This window comes from Psychromonas sp. 14N.309.X.WAT.B.A12 (assembly GCF_030397575.1).
Classification (GTDB): Bacteria; Pseudomonadota; Gammaproteobacteria; order Enterobacterales; family Psychromonadaceae; genus Psychromonas.
On sequence record NZ_JAPNXS010000005.1, the window covers coordinates 161418 to 180773 of the forward strand.

At 38.9% G+C, this 19356-nt stretch carries 17 protein-coding genes; 11 read left to right on the top strand and 6 right to left on the bottom strand.

The features are described 5' to 3' along the window. Window positions 1–177 precede the first annotated feature (177 nt). Window positions 178–1242 (bottom strand): OmpA family protein, encoded by a 1065-nt coding sequence (locus tag OW492_RS08610; RefSeq protein WP_290039524.1) that lies wholly within the window; start codon window positions 1240–1242, stop codon window positions 178–180. Window positions 1243–1875: 633 nt separating this feature from the next. Continuing rightward, entirely contained in the window at window positions 1876–3396 is a 1521-nt protein-coding gene (locus OW492_RS08615) for a carbon-nitrogen hydrolase family protein (protein WP_290039525.1), read from the bottom strand. 371 nt (window positions 3397–3767) lie between these two features. On the opposite strand from OW492_RS08615, the gene OW492_RS08620 reads away from it, so the two are divergent. The 10 genes from OW492_RS08620 (at window position 3768) to OW492_RS08665 (ending at window position 13796) form a co-directional block, all read left to right on the top strand. Next, entirely contained in the window at window positions 3768–4559 is a 792-nt protein-coding gene (locus OW492_RS08620; RefSeq protein ID WP_290039526.1) for a transporter substrate-binding domain-containing protein, read from the top strand. A 13-nt stretch (window positions 4560–4572) separates the two neighbouring features. After that, the gene (locus tag OW492_RS08625) at window positions 4573–5241 is read left to right on the top strand and encodes an amino acid ABC transporter permease (RefSeq protein ID WP_290039527.1); all 669 of its coding nucleotides are present in this window, start codon (window positions 4573–4575) and stop codon (window positions 5239–5241) included. 12 nt (window positions 5242–5253) lie between these two features. Then, window positions 5254–5904, top strand: coding sequence for an amino acid ABC transporter permease (locus OW492_RS08630; RefSeq protein WP_290039528.1), 651 nt, complete (start codon window positions 5254–5256; stop codon window positions 5902–5904). Further along, window positions 5891–6619, top strand: a complete 729-nt coding sequence (locus OW492_RS08635) for an amino acid ABC transporter ATP-binding protein (RefSeq protein ID WP_290039529.1) — start codon at window positions 5891–5893, stop codon at window positions 6617–6619. Before OW492_RS08630 ends, OW492_RS08635 begins: the two co-directional genes overlap by 14 nt. 3 nt (window positions 6620–6622) lie before the next feature. Beyond that, window positions 6623–7441: a MurR/RpiR family transcriptional regulator gene (locus OW492_RS08640; RefSeq protein ID WP_290039530.1), complete on the top strand. Its 819-nt coding sequence runs from the start codon at window positions 6623–6625 to the stop codon at window positions 7439–7441. 98 nt (window positions 7442–7539) lie between these two features. Next, a complete protein-coding gene (locus OW492_RS08645; RefSeq protein ID WP_290039531.1) occupies window positions 7540–8538 on the top strand; it encodes a bile acid:sodium symporter family protein in 999 nt (332 codons plus the stop codon). Window positions 8539–8550: 12 nt separating this feature from the next. Beyond that, window positions 8551–9747, top strand: coding sequence for an amidase (locus OW492_RS08650; protein WP_290039532.1), 1197 nt, complete (start codon window positions 8551–8553; stop codon window positions 9745–9747). Next, window positions 9747–11324 (top strand): gamma-glutamyltransferase family protein, encoded by a 1578-nt coding sequence (locus OW492_RS08655; RefSeq protein WP_290039533.1) that lies wholly within the window; start codon window positions 9747–9749, stop codon window positions 11322–11324. Before OW492_RS08650 ends, OW492_RS08655 begins: the two co-directional genes overlap by 1 nt. Next, complete coding sequence (locus OW492_RS08660; RefSeq protein ID WP_290039534.1) at window positions 11314–12546, top strand: alanine--glyoxylate aminotransferase family protein; 1233 nt, start codon at window positions 11314–11316, stop codon at window positions 12544–12546. Before OW492_RS08655 ends, OW492_RS08660 begins: the two co-directional genes overlap by 11 nt. Window positions 12547–12563: 17 nt before the next feature. Next, on the top strand, window positions 12564–13796 hold the full coding sequence (locus OW492_RS08665; RefSeq protein ID WP_290039536.1) for an allantoate amidohydrolase: 1233 nt from the start codon (window positions 12564–12566) through the stop codon (window positions 13794–13796). Window positions 13797–13874: 78 nt separating this feature from the next. Here the strand turns inward: OW492_RS08665 and puuE are convergent, their stop codons facing one another. From puuE to OW492_RS08680, 3 genes are read right to left on the bottom strand one after another with little or no spacing between them, the layout of a single operon-like run. Beyond that, the gene (gene puuE, locus OW492_RS08670; RefSeq protein WP_290039537.1) at window positions 13875–14807 is read right to left on the bottom strand and encodes an allantoinase PuuE; all 933 of its coding nucleotides are present in this window, start codon (window positions 14805–14807) and stop codon (window positions 13875–13877) included. 1 nt (window position 14808) lies between these two features. Continuing rightward, window positions 14809–15564: an aspartate/glutamate racemase family protein gene (locus OW492_RS08675; RefSeq protein WP_290039538.1), complete on the bottom strand. Its 756-nt coding sequence runs from the start codon at window positions 15562–15564 to the stop codon at window positions 14809–14811. A gap of 3 nt (window positions 15565–15567) precedes the next feature. Continuing rightward, on the bottom strand, window positions 15568–16239 hold the full coding sequence (locus OW492_RS08680; RefSeq protein ID WP_290039629.1) for a GntR family transcriptional regulator: 672 nt from the start codon (window positions 16237–16239) through the stop codon (window positions 15568–15570). Window positions 16240–16527: 288 nt separating this feature from the next. On the opposite strand from OW492_RS08680, the gene OW492_RS08685 reads away from it, so the two are divergent. Next, complete coding sequence (locus tag OW492_RS08685) at window positions 16528–17973, top strand: NCS1 family nucleobase:cation symporter-1 (protein ID WP_290039539.1); 1446 nt, start codon at window positions 16528–16530, stop codon at window positions 17971–17973. Between the two features lie 341 nt (window positions 17974–18314). Here OW492_RS08685 and OW492_RS08690 read toward each other — a convergent pair whose 3' ends face one another. Beyond that, complete coding sequence (locus tag OW492_RS08690; RefSeq protein WP_290039540.1) at window positions 18315–19349, bottom strand: HlyD family secretion protein; 1035 nt, start codon at window positions 19347–19349, stop codon at window positions 18315–18317. Between the last annotated feature and the right edge of the window lie 7 nt (window positions 19350–19356).

The following is a 19356-nucleotide window of genomic DNA, read 5'->3' on the forward strand; positions in this document are numbered from 1 at the left end:
TATGAAGTAGGCTCACTTGTAGAGAGCAAAACGATACAGCACCGTTATATACGTAATCACCTTGGGCAAGACTCTGAAAAAATATAAATAGTGAGAATAAAAAATAAGAGCCATTTTATAATAGGCAAAAAAAAACCCTCTAATCGCTTAGAGGGTTTAAATAGTTACTCAGTAAAATTAACGTTCTACAGCAACTTTACGCGTTTCATTGATGTTGATTTCAATGCGACGGTTCATTTTATGTGCTTCAGCAGTGTTACTTGAATCGATCAAGTTTGTTTCACCGTGACCAACAGGTGTTACACGTGAAGAATCAATACCGTATTCAGATGTTAATAAGTTAGCAACTGCAGCGGCACGTTTTTCAGATAACTGTTGGTTGTAGCTTGCTTTACCTAATACTGAAGTGTAACCATCAACTGTAATGTCTACGTGTGGGTACTGTTTAAGGAAAGCAGCAACGTCTGATAATTCAGAGTAGTACTCTGGTTTTACAACAGCTTTGTTGTTATCAAAGTTAACAGCTAAACGGTAAGAAAGTCTTTCTTGCTCAAATACAGTACAACCTACTTCATCTACTTTATCTGTAGTTGGTGTAGCAGGACATTGGTCAACACCATCAGCAACACCGTCTTTATCTGTATCAACAACTACTGGTGCAACATACGGTGCTGGCTCTGGTTTAACAGCCACTACTTTATCGTTAGTGCTGAAGAAGTAAACTAAACCAACTTGTGCAATTGCATCAGTTTGCTTATCTTCAAATTGGTAGTTTGCTTTACCTTCTAAGTAACCAGCGAACTGGTCAGTGAAGTATTGACGGTAACCTAGACCTGCATTAACAGCAGCTTCTGTGTCTGTATTAAAATCAAATGCGTTAACACCACCAAGTACGTAAATGTTTTGCTCTGTTGGGAAGTACAATGCATCTAAGTTGTATTTGTTAATACCTTGAATGTTATCGCCTTCATGAAGTTCTGCAGCGAAACGAGTGTAAGATAAACGAAGCTCTACAGGTGCAGATAGACGGTAACCTAACTCAACACCAATACCACCTGAACGTGTAAATTGATTGTCTGAAGGGTCTAGACGGTCATTATCGGCTTTCATGTATGCACCATGAATACCACCGTAGTAATTACCTACTAAAGTGTCAGCGTCTGGTTGTTCTGCAGCATTAACAGCGTTGAATTGAGTAAGTAAAAGCGTGCTAACAAGAAGAGAGGTTTTATGTTTCATCATTTCTATATCCATTTGATTAGTTAATTGTCCGATAAAGCATTTAAATATTTAATTAAATGTGATTATAAGCACAACAAAAAAATAAAAAATTTAGCAAAAAATATCATGTTAAAAATTTGTTTGCAAATTAAATATCTGGGAAGGCTAAATAAATAACACTTCTCAAAGGTCCTTTAAAACTGTTCTATATACCCAGTTATTTTACAAGAGCAGGTAAAGAAATACTCCTTTATAAAATAAAAAATATATTAATAAAACAAACCAACAATAACCAATAAGAGGTAAAAATAGTTACTCGTTTTTGCCTTAAAATAGCATAACAAACAAAAACATAGCTCTCTGACCAAGCAGCGTTTCATAAGAACAATCTATTATAAAAGTAAAGTCTTTAAAGTCATAACACTTTATATAATATTTGAACTACTTTGAGCAGTATAAGCCGCCCCAAAAGAATACGTACCAACCATGTATTTAGATCACTATTATTTACACAATTAATATAAATATGATTTACTTCTATAATACATATCAAAACAATGGTTTATCATCATCGTTTGATATGTATATTCATAAACATATCAACAGCCCCTTTCATTTTTCAGACTGTTTTTGCATTTATACTCATCTAAATAATTAATATTTTTCTAATTTAAATAGGTCGGTACGCCTATCTTTCAAGTTTTTGACACTACCAAATTGATGGAGTTCCCTTAATAAATAAAGATCTACATCTGCAATTAAAATCATTTCTGTATTTGGCGTTGCTTCGGCCTTGATACCATTAGCAGGAAAAGCAAAGTCACAAGGCGTAAAGACAGCTGATTGGGCATACTGAATATCCATATTATGAACTTTAGGTAAGTTCCCGACACCACCAGCAATAGCGACATAACATTCATTTTCAATAGCACGAGCTTGTGAGCAAGCTCTAACGCGAGAATAACCATTTTGTGTATCAGTTAAAAAAGGCACAAACAGAATATCCATTCCTTCATCAGCTAAAATACGACTTAATTCAGGAAACTCTGAGTCATAACACACTAATATACCAATTTTGCCACAGTCGGTATCAAAGGCTTTCAAGTGGTGCCCGCCTTCCATTCCCCACACTTTCGTTTCATCAGGAGTAACATGCAGTTTTTCGAAACGCTCTTTGGTGCCATCTCGACGACATAAATACCCAACATTATAAAGCCGATCATCTACTATCTCAGGCATACTGCCAGTGATAATATTAATATTGTAGCTAATCGCTAAATCAGTAAATTTTTGTACAATAGTGTCTGTATATTTAGCTAACTCACGAATTGCTTGCGGTTCACTAATATGGTTATTCTCAGCCATTAACGGAGCATTAAAAAATTCAGGGAAAAGTGCAAAGTCAGAATGATAACTTGCAACGGCGTCAACAAAATATTCAGCTTGCTCCATTAATTCATCAAAATCTTTGTAAGGACGCATTTGCCATTGAATTAACCCAAGACGGACTAATTTTTTAGTTGGAATAGTTTGTTTATTCGGTTTTTCATAATAAATATTGCTCCACTTCAACAATACTGCGTAATCATTCGAGCCTTTATCACCTTCCAAGTAACCTTTAATAATTCTGGCAGGGTAAAAGTCATTAGATATCTGAAAATTTAATACAGGATCATGTATCTCTTTACGTTTTACTTTATCTATATATTCCTTTGGCGATATTTGCTCTGAATATTTATGATAATTAGGTATTCGACCACCAAAAGTAATGCCTTTCAGATTTGCTCTTTCACAGAGCTCTTTTCGATAATCATATAAACGTCTGCCGAGTCTCAATCCTCTAAACTCAGGTTTAATAAAAACATCCACACCATATAAAGTATCACCATAACTGCGATGAGTATTGAAGGTATCGTTACCAGTGATTTCGTTATATGTATGGCTATCATCGAAAGCGGCATAATCCACTTTAATAGACAGTGCACACCCAGCAATCTGTTCATTAACTTTAATAACCACTTGTCCTTCAGGAAACTTATCAATTAAAAATTTAATTTGATGCTCTTCTCGGTAGGGATCATCTAATGTGGTATAAGCCTCAATCATAATCTGTTTCAACTCTTGATAATCATCAAGGCTCAATAATGACAATTCAATATTTTCTATATTTTGCATGGTAAGACCTACTTGAATATAAATACTTGATTCGAATTTGCTCAACTAACATATACAGAGCATTTTTTGTAACCTAAATCGACTGATAAACTTCAATATACTATTGAAATACATTAATAAAAACACCTTTATACACTCCATTGAAACTCAGCACTGACGTTTAAATAAACAAATAGAATTGCCCTCAAATAGTGCAACGATCGCACCAGATTAATATAAATTGATAACAATATTTTTTATTTAACTCACGTAAAGAAACTAAGTTAATGTTTTAAAAGATCTTTTAAAAATACAAACTAAATGGCACAATCGTTGCACAATTACACCGAATAGTTTCAATCGTTTCATTTTATAAAACATGGAGATAAAAGATGAAATTTTTAAAGGTTCTATCAAGTGTGGTTTTATCAACAACGTTGCTTTTTTCTGCTCAATCAGTGCAAGCAGATAAATTAGCAGACATTAAACAAGCATCGGTGCTAAAAGTTGCAGTACCTCAAGACTTTCCGCCTTTTGGGTCTGTTGGAACGGATTTACAACCTCAAGGTTACGATATTGATATGGCCAAATATTTAGCCAAAGAACTGGGTGTTAAGTTAGAGCTCATTCCAGTAACTAGTGCAAACCGTATCCCTTATCTACAAACAGGCAAAGTAGATTTAGTTATCTCAAGCATGGGGAAAAACCCAGCTCGAGAAAAAGTAGTAGACTTTAGTGAAGCCTATGCACCATTTTTCCTAGGGGTATTTGGAACAGAGTCAGAAGATGTAACCGATGCTGCAGGTTTAGCGGATAAAACAGTGGGTGTAACACGCGGGTCTGTTGAAGATTTAGAATTAAGTAAACTAGTCCCTGATAGTACTACAATTAAACGTTTTGAAGATAACAATAGTACATTATCAGCATTTTTATCTGGCCAAGTTAGCTTAATTGCCACGGGTAACTTAGTCGTGACTGAAATTGCAACTCGCTACCCAGATAAAGCGCCTGAGACTAAGTTCTTGCTTCATAACTCACCATGTTATGTAGGTGTAATGAAAGGTGAGAATGAGCTATTGACTGAAGTTAATCGATTAATTCAAGCCGCAAAACAAAATGATGTCTTAGAAGACTTATCGCAAAAGTGGTTAAAAGCACCTTTCCCTGCAGATTTAAAGTCATAGGTTACACATAATTATGAGCTACCAACTTGATTTTCCAAGTTTAGTTCCTTTCCTGCCGCAATTTGCGGCAGGGTTATGGACAACAATAGAATTAACTGTGATTTCCACTTTAGGTGGATTGCTACTCGGAACTGTATGTGCTCAAGGTCGTATCAGTAAAGATACTTGGTTAAGAACCATCTGTTCTTGTTATGTAGAGGTCATCCGAAATACCCCCTTTATCGTACAACTATTTTTTATCTTTTTTGGGCTACCCGCTTTAGGTTTTAAATTATCTGCTTGGGAAGCTGGCGTGATTGCCATGGTGATTAATCTAGGGGCTTATAGTACAGAAATAATTAGAGCCGGTATTGATGCAGCTCCGAAAGGGCAATGGGAGGCAGGACAGACATTAGGATTAACTCGACGTCAGGTTTTTTGGCATATTATTTTACCGCCAGCTTATCAACGAGTTTACCCAGCAATTGCCAGTCAATGCATCATCGTTATGCTAGGTTCTTCGGTCGTATCTCAAATTTCCGTAGAAGAGTTAACCTTCTCAGCAAACTTTATCCAGTCTCGAACTTTTTTAAGCTTTGAGTCTTATATAGTGGCTGCATTAGTTTATCTATTACTAGCTATTTTAATGCGTCAAGCTTTTGCATTAGTAAAACGCTGTACTTTCAAAAACCCATCTTTATAGGAGGACTCTAAAATGATGCAATTTACAGATTGGGATATTTTAAGAAACCTTCTTTTAGCTGCTCGTTGGACAATTTTATTGTCATTATTGGCTTTTATAGGTGGAGGTCTATTCGGCTTACTGTTAACAATATTACGAAGTATGCGTAATACGCTTATTACCCGTTTAATCCAAGGTTACGTTGAAGTTTTTCAAGGTATACCTCTATTGATGCAATTATTTTTAACCTTCTTTGGATTCTCTTTAATTGGATTTGAAGTTGATGCTTGGACAGCTGCCGTAATTTCGCTGACGCTTTTTAGTAGTGCATTTTTCCATGACATTTGGCGAGGTTGTATCGAAGCTCTGCCAAAAGGTCAATGGGAAGCATGCCGTACATTAGGATTGAGCTACTTACAAACTATGCGTTATGTCATTGTTCCTCAAGCAATGCGTATGTCGATAGCACCTACGGTTGGTTTTTCCGTACAAATTGTAAAAGGAACGGCCCTAGCCTCTGTCATTGGTTTTGTAGAGTTAACTAAAGCAGGCACTATGATCAACAACGCTGTTTTTCAGCCATTTAAAGTCTTTGCTTTTGTGGCACTTTTATATTTTTTAATCTGTTTTCCACTGTCTTTATTAGCTCGTTATTTGGAGAAAAAAAATCATGTCGCTCGTTAGTCTAGATAAAGTTCATAAATATTATGGTGATAACCATGTTTTAAAAGGTGTAGACCTTAAAATAGAAGCGGGTGAAGTCGTCTCTATCATAGGAAGAAGTGGATCAGGTAAGAGCACCCTTCTTCGTTGTATGAATGGCTTAGAGCAATATCAAAAAGGTGGGGTAATCGTTGATAACCAATCTGTCGAAGATGATGAATATAAACTGCGCTTATTAAGCCGAAGTGTCGGAATGGTTTTTCAAAGCTTTAACCTATTTCCGCATATGACTGTTGGTCAAAATGTAATGCTTGCAACCAAGTTAGTATTAAAAAAATCTCCTTCAGAAAGTAAAAAGCTAGCTGAAGAGTTACTAGAAAAAGTCGGTTTATCAGATAAATTCTCCGCTTACCCAGGTAACTTATCTGGTGGGCAACAGCAACGAGTAGCCATCGCGCGATCTTTAGCTATGTCTCCTAAAGTTTTATTATGTGATGAAATTACATCTGCTTTAGATCCTGAATTGGTTGGAGAAGTATTAAAAGTATTGGAGCAATTAAAAGCAGAAGGTATGACACTCATTTTAGTCACACATGAAATGAATTTTGCTCGTGATGTAGGCGATCGAGTCGTATTCATGAATCAAGGCAAAGTATGGGAAACAGGTGCCAGTGATGAAATTTTCGCAAACCCACAAACGGAAGAACTAAAAAGCTTTCTTGCAGCTGTAAGGTAATCAATGACAAGTAATAGCCACTCTCTCACAGATCGTATTAATCGCCATTACGCGGAGTTAACACCAAATAGTCGTCGTTTAGCCGATTATTTGTTACTTAATCCAGAAAAAGTATTGATCATGTCTACGAATGAGATAGCAGAATCTTGCGCGGTCTCAAAAACCAGTGTTAGTCGTTTCATACGTCGCCTCGGTTATGCTGATCATTTGTCGTTACGTAATGAACTGTTAGAAGTACGAGAAAGTGGTGAGCCCGTTTTGACCGCAGTTCAAGAAGGCTGCGACTTTCATCAAGATATTCAAGGGTTACAACAATTAAAAAAGCAGTTAGAGAGTACTTCTTTACAACCTATTACCAAACAGCTGGCAAACGCACCACGCATCAAAATTATTGGTTATCGAAATAGCTATCCGTTAGCGATGCATTTTCGCCAACAACTAATGCAATGCAGAGGCCATGTAGAACTGTTACCAGTCCCTGGGCAAACCATAGGTGAAGACTTAGCTTCTATTGATGAAGATGACTTTGTAGTGGTAATAGGTATCCGTCGCCGTGTAAAGAAATTCGCTAAATTATTAGAACAATTGCAACACAATAAAGTATTACTGATCACTGATCAGTCAGGCCAAAAGTATGCCGGTAATGCAACGCATCTTTTAGTGTGCCACATGAATAATGAAACTCCCTTAGATAGCTATGCGGTTCCAAGCAGCTTAATCGCTCATCTAGTCAACAATACTTACCAACTTCTAAAAGGAAACGCTACTAAAGTAAGCAGTAAAATAAGTGCAAATTACTCCAAACTCGATGAATTAGAGTAATGATACTAACGAGAGTAGATAAGAGGCTTCGCTACAAGTCCTTTCATCATAGTAGTTGGTGTTATTAACATGATAAAAACAAGGTCGTTAAAATTAATATGAATATTATAAGTAAGCTTAAAAAAGAATGGTTTTTAGTTGGAATGGTGATTGCAATAGCGCTCGCAACCGTTACTGCCGAACTCGGCAAAAGCGGAGGTATCATCCATCTTGATAAATTAACAGGGATCGGTGTTGCTATCGTCTTCTTTTTACATGGTTTAGGGTTATCTCCTGCCGCGATTAAAGCAGGTATTAGTAACTGGCGTATGCACATCTACATTCAGGTAGCGACCTTCGTTGCTTACCCTTTATTGTGGGTGATTTTCGGAGATCTATTCTTAGCTTATATGCCAGCTGCACTGGCTTTTGGTTTTTGTTATCTCTTTGTTTTACCAAGCACAATATCTTCTTCGGTAGCAATGACAAGTGTAGGTAAAGGTAATGTCCCTGGTGCTATTTTTAATGCATCATTATCAAGTATATTAGGCATTTTTATTACCCCTCTTCTTATTCAATTATTCATGGGGTTTGAAGGTGTTGAATTAGATTTAATGGCTTCTATTATTTCCATCTCAAAATTATTACTTCTGCCTATGATTTTAGGCCAGTTAGCACGCCCTCTATTATTAAAATTTGCAGAAAAACATAAAGCAGTTGTTAATAAAGTCGATAAATATGTAATTTTATTAATTGTATATAACGCTTTCTGTGACTCAATCGTCAATGGTATTTGGAGCTCATTTTCATTAGAAATGCTGATCACCTCATTTGTATTATGTGTAGTGATTTTATTGATCATGGTTCACCTTATTCAATGGGGAGCTCGCCGCAGCAAGTTTGCATTAGCAGATGAAGTTGCAGCGGTCTTTTGTGGAACCAAAAAAACCTTGGCGGCTGGCATTCCAATGGCGACGGTTATTTTTGGAAGCGACCCTAAACTGGGCATGATCTTATTACCTATAATGCTATATCACCCAATTCAAATTTTTTACTGTGCAATGTTGGCCAGTCGTTATGCAGCACAAGCCGAGCCAGTAACTAATACATCGATTTAGAAGGAGCGGGATATGAGTAACAACACAACAAAAGATAACAGTGTTTATTGCCTACAAGGTCCTGAAAAACTGTCTGCAACAGGCTCCGGTTTATTGAATAATAAAAGCTTTGTCTTTAAAGATTTGTTCGATGTTACAGGGTTTGTTACTGGAGCAGGTAATCCAGCTTGGTTAAATAGCCATGAGCCTGCCAACAAAACGTCTCCTTTGATTGATAAGTTACTATCACAAGGGGCAAATTGTGTCGGCCGAGTACAAACCGATGAGCTTGCCTACAGTTTGAATGGACAAAACATTCACTATGGCACACCAACTAACCCCATCGCCCCAAACTGCCTACCAGGAGGTTCATCAAGCGGTAGTGCAGTCGCAGTCGCAAGGAAAGATGTAGACTTCTCAATCGGTACCGATACAGGTGGTTCAGTGCGTGTGCCAGCAAGTTATTGTGGTTTATTTGGGTTACGTCCAACATTGGGGAAACTAGATTTAAGCAATGCATTTACCTTATCTACAAGCTTTGACACCGCTGGTATCTTCAGCCGAGATTTAACACTGTTAAAAGCAGTATTTAAAACACTATCTGAAGATAACACAAGTGGAAAAGCCACAGCTCAGATTTACCTTGATGACACCTTAGCGAAGTCATTAAGCGAAACGCGTTTGAATAGTTTGCAAGCATGGTGTAAAGCATCATCGATCAAACTACTCGGTTGTAATTTATTAGGCGAGTTGGCGATGACTTTAGATGATCTCAGCCTTTTATTCCGAACGATTCAAGGCTATGAAATTATTCAAGAGCATGACCAATGGTTGGCTAAATATGGCGAGACTTTAGATCCTTCGATCCTATTAAGAGTCGATTGGGCACGAACCATCACCAGCGCAAAGTATGATCAAGCAAAAACTCAGCAACGAGACTTTACCAATAAAGTGACTGATCACTTAGAGCAACTTAATGGCTTATTTGTATTACCAACAACGCCTTCAGGTGCTCCTTCATTAACGCTCACTGGTGAAAAACTGGCAGATTACCGTTCACAACTGATGGGCTTAACCAGTATTGCAGGCTTAAGCGGTTTACCACAATTGCATTTACCAATGGCAGATTTAGATGAAGGCCCTTGCGGTTTCTCATTGATGGGTTTAGCTAATAGCGAAGCAGATTTGATTGCAACTGGCTTAGCACTTACCGAAGAGGAGGTTAACTAATGGCTTATCAAACTTCCTTTACCGCTCCACATCATAAAGCAGCCGCTGCAGGCCAAGCAATTCTCGATGCTGGCGGTACAGCCAGCGAAGCGATGGTCGCTGCGGCCGCAATGGTTTCTGTACAATATCCACATATGAACAGCATTGGTGGAGATGGCTTTTGGTTAATCAGTAAAACAGGCCAACACCCTGTGGCGATTGATGCCTGTGGTGCTGCTGCGCTCGATATCGACCTACAAAGCTATCGTCAACAAGCAGATGAATTACCAGAAAGTGGTGGTTCAGCGGCATTAACCATGGCAGGCACTATTTCAGGCTGGCAAGCCGCATTAGAGATTGACGGTGGTAGTTTACCGCTGAGCAAATTACTACAACCAGCAATCGATGCTGCACAACAAGGAATTGAAGTAACACAAAGCCTAGTTGATGCCAGTGAAAAAACACTAAATCGATTACAACAACTAGAGGCTTTTTCTGCGGTTTACTTAAAACAAGGTAAAACCCTTAAGGTTGGGGATATCATTACTAACCAACCTTTAGCCGATACTTTTACACGGTTAGCCGAGGCCGGACTGGATGATTTTTACCGCGGGCAATTAGCAGAACAAATGGCAGCTGAATTAGCATTAGCAGGCAGCCCAATTACGTTAGCGGATTTCAACCGACATCAAGCAAAAGTAACCACGCCATTAAGCGTTGAAATATCCAAAGGCCATTTATATAACTTAGATGCACCAACACAAGGGTTAGCCTCTTTATTGATTTTAGCTATTTATGATCGTTTAGCTGATCAAGTTAACACTGAAGTCGAGCATATTCATCTGCTTGTGGAAGCCACGAAACAAGCCTTTATTATCCGCGACCAACAAATTACCGATCCAGACTGCTTAACCCAACCGCTCCAAGAGTGGTTAAATGATTCAGTGATTCAGGAATGCGTTAATAATATTTCTCTAGAAAAAGCATTAGCTTGGCCACACATGGCAAAGCCTGGTGATACGGTTTGGATGGGTGCTTGTGACCAATACGGTACCATGGTGAGTTTCATACAAAGTATTTACTGGGAATTTGGTTCAGGTGTTGTATTACCTAGCTCAGGTATTACTTGGAACATTCGAGGTAAAAGTTTCACACTGGACGCTAGCCACCATAACGTATTAGCGCCCGGTAAAAAGCCTTTTCACACATTAAATCCAGCTTATGCAGAGCTAAGTGATGGCAGACGTATTGTCTATGGTTCAATGGGTGGTGAAGGCCAACCACAAACCCAAGCCTGCCTATTTAGTCGTTACCTTTATCAAGGTACCAGCTTATCTAGCTCAGTGGCTAAACCGCGTTGGTTATTAGGCCGCACTTGGGGCGACAGTACTAATAATCTACGTTTAGAGAACCAACTTTACAAACAATACGGTGCAACACTAAAAGCCTTAGGGCACGACGTAACAGCCGTCGCAGATAACAATGAATTAATGGGGCACGCTGGTGCCATTATGCTCAACAAACACGGTGAAGCGCAGGCAACTAGTGACCCGCGTAGTGATGGGCAAAGCTTACTTGGAGAAAATAATGACAACTAACACTTTATTTGAAACGCTAAACCCACCTGTACGTTTATTAATGGGGCCAGGTCCAATCAACGCATATCCACGCGTGCATCAAGCGATTTCATCAGCATTAATTGGTCAATATGATCCCGTAATGACAGGTTATATGAACCAAGTGCAATCCTTATATCGAGACGTGTTTGAAACACAAAACAAACAGACTATGTTAGTCGATGGTACTGCACGTGCAGGCATCGAAGCGGTATTAGTGTCAGTACTTAAACCTGGCGATAAAGTACTGATCCCCGTAATGGGACGCTTTGGTCACCTCTTGTGTGAAATTGCGCAACGTGTTGGTGCCGTGGTTAAAACCATTGATATCGAGTGGGGTGAAGTTTGCCCGCCAGAATTAGTAGAAAAAGCGATTAAAGAGTTTGGCCCAAAAATGTTAGCGACGGTACAAGGTGATACTTCAACCACCATGAACCAACCATTAGCAGAAATCGGCGAAATTTGTGACCGCTATGATGTGTTATTTTATTGTGATGCCACCGCTTCAATCGCAGGTAATGAACTCAAAATAGATGAGTGGAAATTAGATGCAGTATCAGCAGGATTACAAAAATGTTTGGGTGGACCATCAGGAAGCGCACCTATCACCTTAAGTGATAAATGTGCAGAAGTGATCACGCGCCGTAAACACATTGAAGCAGGTATCCGTGCAGAGCACCATACCGCTGGCAGTGATGCAATTATTCAATCTAACTATTTCGACCTGGCCATGATAATGGACTACTGGGGTCCTGAGCGTTTAAATCATCATACCGAAGCGACGAGCATGTTATATGCCGCGCGTGAATGTGCACGTATCTTCCTAGAAGAAGGTAGTGAAAATGTAGTTGCACGTCATAAGCAAGCAGGTGATGCAATGGCTAAAGGTTTACAAGCAATGGGATTAACCTTGTTTGGTAACCAAAATTATAAAATGAATAACGTAGTGGGTGTTTACATTCCTGAAGGATTAGATGGTGATAAAGTACGTCAAGAATTACTTCTGTGTTTTGGTATTGAAATCGGCACTTCATTTGGTCCCTTACATGGAAAAATTTGGCGTATAGGTACTATGGGCTTCAACGCAAGACAAGAGTGTGTACTTACTACACTTGCAGCATTAGAGTCAGTGTTACTAAAACATAAAGTAAAAATAAATCCAGGTCAGGCAGTGACCACTGCTATGCAACACTTTAGCGTCTAACGGTAGTAGGAGCATTTATGTCAATAAACAATACTCAGCAAAGTGCAGCAAAAATAATGCAATGGGCAGATAAATTAGCCAGTTTTAGTGCGATGCCAGACGGTTTATTAAGGGCTTATTTAACACTAGAGCATAAGTTAGCGCATCAACAACTAGCAGAGTGGATGGCGCAAGCAGGTCTAACGACTTGGGAAGACAGTGTTGGTAATCAATGGGGACGCAAAGTATCCCCTAACCCAACAATGCCAACTCTATTAATCGGTTCACACAGTGATACAGTAGCCAATGCTGGTAAATATGACGGTAACCTAGGTGTATTACTGGCACTTGAGGCAATGTATCAGCTACAAGGTGAAACATTGCCCTTCCATGTTGATATTGTTGCCTTTGCCGATGAGGAAGGTACTCGCTTTAATACCACCTTAATTGGCTCAAGTGCTGTCGCTGGATGTTTTCAACCTGATTGGTTGGCGATTGAGGATGCACAAGGCATTAGCATGGCACAAGCGATGCGCGATTTTGGTTTAGATCCAACCCTAGCAGGTAAAGATCAAAAAAATACAGAAGATACATTAGCGTATCTAGAAGTGCATATTGAACAAGGTCCTGTATTAGAAGATCAAGACTTACCTGTAGGTGTTGTGACCGGCATTGCTGGTGCCAAGCGTTACCAATTTAAGCTGAAAGGAATGGCAGGACACGCAGGTACAGTTCCTCTGGCACTACGTAAAGATGCAATGTCTGGTGCTGCTCAAATGATCTGTCATATTGAACAATTTGCCTTTGAAAACCAAATTGTAGCGACCGTGGGTCGCTGTGAAGTATTTCCTGCAGCAGTGAACGTTATTGCTGGCGAAGTGCACTTCACAGTGGATATTCGTAGTCAATCTCAAGCTACCTTAGAGCGTTGTTGTGAGCAACTATTAAAAGACCTAGCCCATATATCTGAACAGCGTCAATTACAGTTAAGCCATGAAAAACTCTACGAAGCGGAAGCAGTGTTATGTGATGACTTATTGCAAAAGCAATGGGGAGAAATAGTGAAGCTTCGCACGCAAAAAGTACCGTGTTTTCTTGCTAGTGGTGCAGGTCATGATGCCATGGTAATGACTAATATTACCAACATTGCTATGTTATTTGTGCGCTGTGAAAAAGGTATTAGCCATAATCCAAGAGAGCAAGTGATTGAATCCGATGTTGCAGTCGCTTTGGACTGTTTAACAGATATGATCAAAAAACTTGCGGGATAACAAGTAGAGCCCATTATAAAAAAGGCGCTTAAATATTTTATTTAAGCGCCTTTTATTTAGTATAAAAATGAACATAGCTTATTCAGGGCAAGGATGATTTTCAATCCAGTGTTGTGCTATTTCATCACGGCGTGCAATCCACACATCATCATGGGATTGAACATAATCTAAGAATTTTTTCAGTGCCAGAAAACGACCCGGTTTGCCAATTACTCGGCAATGTAAACCTATCGACATCATTTTTGGTTTCTCATTACCTTCTGCGTATAAACAGTCAAAGCTATCTTTCAAATATTGAAAGAACTCCTCCCCATGGCTAAAGCCGTAAGGTGATGAGAAACGCATATCATTATTATCAAGTGTATATGGGATCACTAAATGAGGGCGTGTTGTTTTCGCACCTTCAGAGCTAGGTACCTGCATCCAAAATGGTAAATCATCACCGTAATAATCAGAGTCGTAAAGCAGCCCTTGTTGCTCTGCTACTAACCCACGAGTGTTTGGTGAGTCACGTCCTGTATACCAACCTAATGGACGCTGACCGGTCAAATTTTCAATAATATCTAAGGCTTGTGTCATATGCTCACGCTCTTCTCCGATAGGCATATGTTGGTAATGAATCCATTTCAAACCATGACAGGCAATCTCATGGCCATCTTCCATAATTGCTTGGGTTACATCAGGATTACGTTGTAATGCAGTAGCAATACCAAAGATAGTTAACGGTAAGTCACGTGCTTTAAATTCATTTAAAATTCTCCATACGCCTGCTCTTGAACCATATTCATATAAAGACTCCATGCTCATATGGCGTTCAGGATAAGCTTCTGCACCGGCGATTTCAGATAGAAACGTTTCCGAATGAGTATCACCATGTAACACGCAGTTTTCGCCACCCTCTTCAAAATTTAAAACAAACTGCACTGCAATTTTTGCTTTATTTGGCCAATTTGCATCGGGCACATCATGTCTACCGTAGCCTCTATAATCGCGAGGATTATCTTTACTCATCTTAACGCTCCTTTGTTTTTATTTTATTACTATTCCAATGTTCATAACGACCACCAAAAGTCTTCTTTAAAGGTGAACCATACTGCCCTATCTTGCAGGTTTTTAAACCTAGTTGATGTAATGACTCCGCCAATTTAACTGCAGCGCAAACACCATCAATAATCGGGACCTTAAGATCTGCCGATAATTTATCGGTTAAATCAGACATGCCAGCACACCCTAAAACTAATGCTTCAGCGCCGTCTTCCAATAATGCTTTTTCACATTCAGCTTTTAACTCACGATAAACATCATCTCCAATATTTTCAAGGTCTAATACTGCAATATCTGTGGCTCTAACACCACTACAAAGATGTTGATAACCATAACGATTAAGCAAGTGTTCACTAGCAGGTAAAGTTCTCGTCATAGTCGTCACGACACCAAACCGATAAGCGACTAAACTAGCGAGTTGAAAAGCAGCTCCCGCTATACCAATCACAGGTACAGAGGCAACTTCTCTGGCAGCATCTAATGCAGGATCGCCAAAACAGGCAATAATGTGAGCATCAACTTTATTATCCTCCCCCTGTTTAATCACATCTAACAAAGCGGCTGAAGCAATCACTTCATCAAAAGCACTTTCAATGCTTTCAGGGCCATGCTTAGGCATAGATGCAATAATTTCAGTACTTGAAAGGGCAGCTCCACGTGCAGAAGCAGCTATTTTTTCAGTCATACCGGAACAGGTATTTGGGTTAATTAAGTTGATTCGCATTGATCACTCCGTATTAGCAAACAGTTGTTGAAAATTAATTTTTTGGCCATCGCTAACACCCAATTTCAAAGAAGACTTAATATGGATTAAATGATGTTTCATCCAATCTTGAGCCTTTTCATCTTGTTTGTTATCCATTAAATCAATTAGCTCTAAATGATCGCCACAATCACAACTTACACTATGACGAGAACCAAAAACTGCAATGATTAATGATGAGCGATAACAAAGCTGCTGGATAAAGTCAGCCATGACAGAGTTATCTGATAATGCAGCTAACTCATAATGAAATTGTGCAGTTAATTGAATTAAAGCGGCTTGATCTTCATTTGCTTCAGCTTGCTTCTCTTCTTTGAGCATCGCGCGAAAATATTTGGAATTAGCTTTAGACCAATATTTCATTATTTCAGGGATTAATAACGGCTCTAGCATGATGCGACTATCTAAGATCTCTTGCGCTTCTTGTTCACTAGGACGATTTACATGTGCTCCTTTATTAGGCTCAATGGTGACAATCCGTTCTAAGGCCAAACGTTGCAGTACTTTTCGAATACTAGTGCGGCTTCGACCAAAGGCTTCTGATAACTTATCTTCAGGTAATCTTGCCCCAGGTGGAAGTTGGTGCTCAACAATCGACTTCAATATTTTTTTATAGATGGCTTCATCATTCAACATATTATTCACTACTAATCCCTCTTATTTATTGTATACAACAAAACATAAGTAAATGTATACAACTTTATTTATTTCCTTACTTAATCTTATCCTTCAAAGAGAGTATTTCAAGTGAGATAACGCACCAAAATGATCACAATTGTTTAAAAACAGTGCACAAAAGGCACTATCTCACTGAGTTAAAATCGATGAAAGTGCTTAAGAGACTGTATTCTCTGAATATTTCAATATTGGATCAGTAATTGCTAATCAACATTGTATACAATCAACAAAACATTGGAGGTTAGCATGTCAGATAAATTAGAAATTAGTCCACGCCTTAGCAATGAGGACCTATTACCAGAGAAACAACAAAAGTGGGGCTGGTATAGTATCTTTGCTTTTTGGATGTCAGATGTACATAGTGTCGGAGGGTATGTATTCGCAGCGAGTTTATTCGCGCTGGGATTAAATGGTATCCAAGTATTTATCAGCTTATTGGTAGGTATTTCTATCGTTTTATTATTTGCCAACTTGATGGGCAAACCAGGGCAAAAATGTGGAGCGCCTTTCCCTGTGGTGGCACGTATGTCATTTGGTGTGTTTGGTGCGAATATTCCAGCGGTTATTCGTGGTTTGATTGCGGTGGTTTGGTACGGCATTCAAACTTACTTAGCTTCTAGTGCATTTATTATTTTGATTCTGTACTTTTTCCCTAGTGCAGAAAGCTTAGCGAACAGTGAATTTTTAGGGTTATCTTACTTAGGTTGGGTTGGCTTTAGCTCAATGTGGATCTTACAAGCAATTATCTTTATGTTCGGTATGGATATGATACGTAAGGTGATTGATTGGTCTGGACCAGCTATCTATATCGCTATGTTTGCATTATGTATTTACTTAGTTAACTTAGCCGGTTGGGACAATATTAGCTTTAACCTAAGCTCACAAGAATTAGTTGGCTGGGATGCTATTATTCAAATGTTTATTGCGGCCTGTTTGGTAGCTGGTTACTTTGCAGGACCAACATTAAACTTTAGTGACTTCTCTCGTTACTGCACCAGCTATAAGCAATTAAAACTCGGCAACATCTTAGGTTTACCGGTTAACTTTATTATCTTCTCTCTATTTAGTGTATTGATTGTATCTGCCTCTATCCCAGTGTTTGGCGAAATGATCACTGACCCAGTTGAAACAGTAAAACGATTAGACTCAGGCATGATTACAATACTTGGCGCATTAACGTTTATTTTTGCGACTGTGGGAATCAACATTGTGGCTAACTTTGTTGCCCCTGCTTTTGACTTTTCTAATGTGGCACCGCAAAAAATTAGCTTTAAAGCAGGTGGTTTTATTGCCGCCTTTGGTTCAGTACTGTTAACACCTTGGAACCTGTTTAATAACCCTGAAGTTATTCATTATACCGTTGATGTATTAGCCGCGATGATCGGGCCATTATACGGCATCATTATTGTTGATTATTACTTTATTAAAAAAGGTCATATTCATATTGATTCGTTATACACAGAATCACCAAAAGGCATTTACTGGTATCAAAACGGCATTAATATGAAAAGTGTTTACGCGTTAATCATCGCAGGTTTACTAGCTATCTATGCGACCTTCTTCATCGATGGTTTAGCTAACTATGCAATCTTTATTGGTGGATTCACTGCTGCCATTACATACCGAGTATTGATGGCTAAAGAGCGAGAAAAAATGGTTGATGTACAAGCTAATTTAGCCGAACAATCATAATCAAGCTTTACACTATGTTATTAGGGCAGTTGAACTTTACCGTTTAAATTTTGTTCACTACAGGGCGTTTTGACCGAGGTGGACAAAGTTTAGCCTAGTAATCTCAGCAAATGTTATCCAACAAAGAGCATAACCTCTTGTGGCGAACCCGAAGGGCAACATTTGCTGACTATTTCTGCTGCACTTTCGCTTATTTATGTGGAACAACCACAGCTCACAAACCCAGCCTTGTAGAAAAACCAGCAACTCGTTGCAAAAAATAAACTTGAAAGATCAATAGACCCTTGATAACAAGCAGTGTTTGCCACGACTTTAAAAGTGACAAACACTGCTTATATCACTTACTCATCCGTTATAATAGTCGGCACAACGGACATACCAACACGTAATTGATTCTCTTGTTTTTGTGCATTATCAATTTCAATTCTAACCGCAATTCTCTGTACAATTTTAGTAAAATTGCCAGTGGCGTTATGCGCAGAAACAGATGAATAGCTCACACCACTTGCAGGAGCAATGCTCGCTACATGACCAGTAAACGCTTTACCCGGTAATGCATCAACGGCTAACTCAACTGATTGCCCTACTTTCACCTTAGCAAGCTGTGTTTCACGGTAATTTGCATGTACGTAAACTTTGTCCAGTGGTACCACAACCAACAGTGGGTTACCTGGATTTACATAATTACCGACACGTGCTGATTTTTTTCCAACAACCCCATCAATAGGCGCTTTTATTTCGGTGTAAGATAATTTCAAATTAGCTGCACCTAGCATAGATTCAGCCTGCAATAGCGTTGCTTTTGCACGTTCAATTTGTGCTTTTAAAATCGCAATTTTCTGCTTGCTAGCAATCAATGCAGCTTGATTTTTACCTAAGCTAGCTTTTTGTATATAAAATTGTGATTCAGCTTGTTGTAAATCTTGTACCGTTCCAGAGCCATCTGATGCGAGATTACGGTAACGTTTAAAATTCCTTTCTGCTAATACCAATTGTGCTTTGTTAGCATCTACTTCTGCTTCAGTTTCGGCTACTAAAGAAGCTTGTTGGATAAGTGTTGCTTGCAATATTTCAATGCTGGCTTGAGCGCTCGCCACTTGTGCTTTGGCGCTATTCACCGCAACAATAAAGTCACCTTTATCCATGCTGATTAATAGGTCGCCCTTTTTAACGGTTTGATGTTCTTCTACCATCACTTTTTCAACGGTTGCTGCAACTTGTGGTGCAACCACAGTAAAGTCAGCTTGGACATAGGCATCATCTGTTGATTGATTCGCCGCGGCAGATTCTGGTTGGTTTAAGTGTATAACAGTGGTCACAATCACGATCACCACAATAACAATAGAGAGCGCTTTGATTAATTTAGCTAGTTTCATAGTTGAT

What these genes read in the sequence shown, in the direction of transcription:
- OW492_RS08610 (WP_290039524.1), bottom strand. Translation starts at nt 1,242, where the DNA reads ATGATGAAACATAAAACCTCTCTTCTTGTTAGCACGCTTTTACTTACT.
- OW492_RS08615 (WP_290039525.1), bottom strand. Translation starts at nt 3,396, where the DNA reads ATGCAAAATATAGAAAATATTGAATTGTCATTATTGAGCCTTGATGAT.
- OW492_RS08620 (WP_290039526.1), top strand. Translation starts at nt 3,768, where the DNA reads ATGAAATTTTTAAAGGTTCTATCAAGTGTGGTTTTATCAACAACGTTG.
- OW492_RS08625 (WP_290039527.1), top strand. Translation starts at nt 4,573, where the DNA reads ATGAGCTACCAACTTGATTTTCCAAGTTTAGTTCCTTTCCTGCCGCAA.
- OW492_RS08630 (WP_290039528.1), top strand. Translation starts at nt 5,254, where the DNA reads ATGATGCAATTTACAGATTGGGATATTTTAAGAAACCTTCTTTTAGCT.
- OW492_RS08635 (WP_290039529.1), top strand. Translation starts at nt 5,891, where the DNA reads ATGTCGCTCGTTAGTCTAGATAAAGTTCATAAATATTATGGTGATAAC.
- OW492_RS08640 (WP_290039530.1), top strand. Translation starts at nt 6,623, where the DNA reads ATGACAAGTAATAGCCACTCTCTCACAGATCGTATTAATCGCCATTAC.
- OW492_RS08645 (WP_290039531.1), top strand. Translation starts at nt 7,540, where the DNA reads ATGAATATTATAAGTAAGCTTAAAAAAGAATGGTTTTTAGTTGGAATG.
- OW492_RS08650 (WP_290039532.1), top strand. Translation starts at nt 8,551, where the DNA reads ATGAGTAACAACACAACAAAAGATAACAGTGTTTATTGCCTACAAGGT.
- OW492_RS08655 (WP_290039533.1), top strand. Translation starts at nt 9,747, where the DNA reads ATGGCTTATCAAACTTCCTTTACCGCTCCACATCATAAAGCAGCCGCT.
- OW492_RS08660 (WP_290039534.1), top strand. Translation starts at nt 11,314, where the DNA reads ATGACAACTAACACTTTATTTGAAACGCTAAACCCACCTGTACGTTTA.
- OW492_RS08665 (WP_290039536.1), top strand. Translation starts at nt 12,564, where the DNA reads ATGTCAATAAACAATACTCAGCAAAGTGCAGCAAAAATAATGCAATGG.
- puuE (WP_290039537.1), bottom strand. Translation starts at nt 14,807, where the DNA reads ATGAGTAAAGATAATCCTCGCGATTATAGAGGCTACGGTAGACATGAT.
- OW492_RS08675 (WP_290039538.1), bottom strand. Translation starts at nt 15,564, where the DNA reads ATGCGAATCAACTTAATTAACCCAAATACCTGTTCCGGTATGACTGAA.
- OW492_RS08680 (WP_290039629.1), bottom strand. Translation starts at nt 16,239, where the DNA reads ATGTTGAATGATGAAGCCATCTATAAAAAAATATTGAAGTCGATTGTT.
- OW492_RS08685 (WP_290039539.1), top strand. Translation starts at nt 16,528, where the DNA reads ATGTCAGATAAATTAGAAATTAGTCCACGCCTTAGCAATGAGGACCTA.
- OW492_RS08690 (WP_290039540.1), bottom strand. Translation starts at nt 19,349, where the DNA reads ATGAAACTAGCTAAATTAATCAAAGCGCTCTCTATTGTTATTGTGGTG.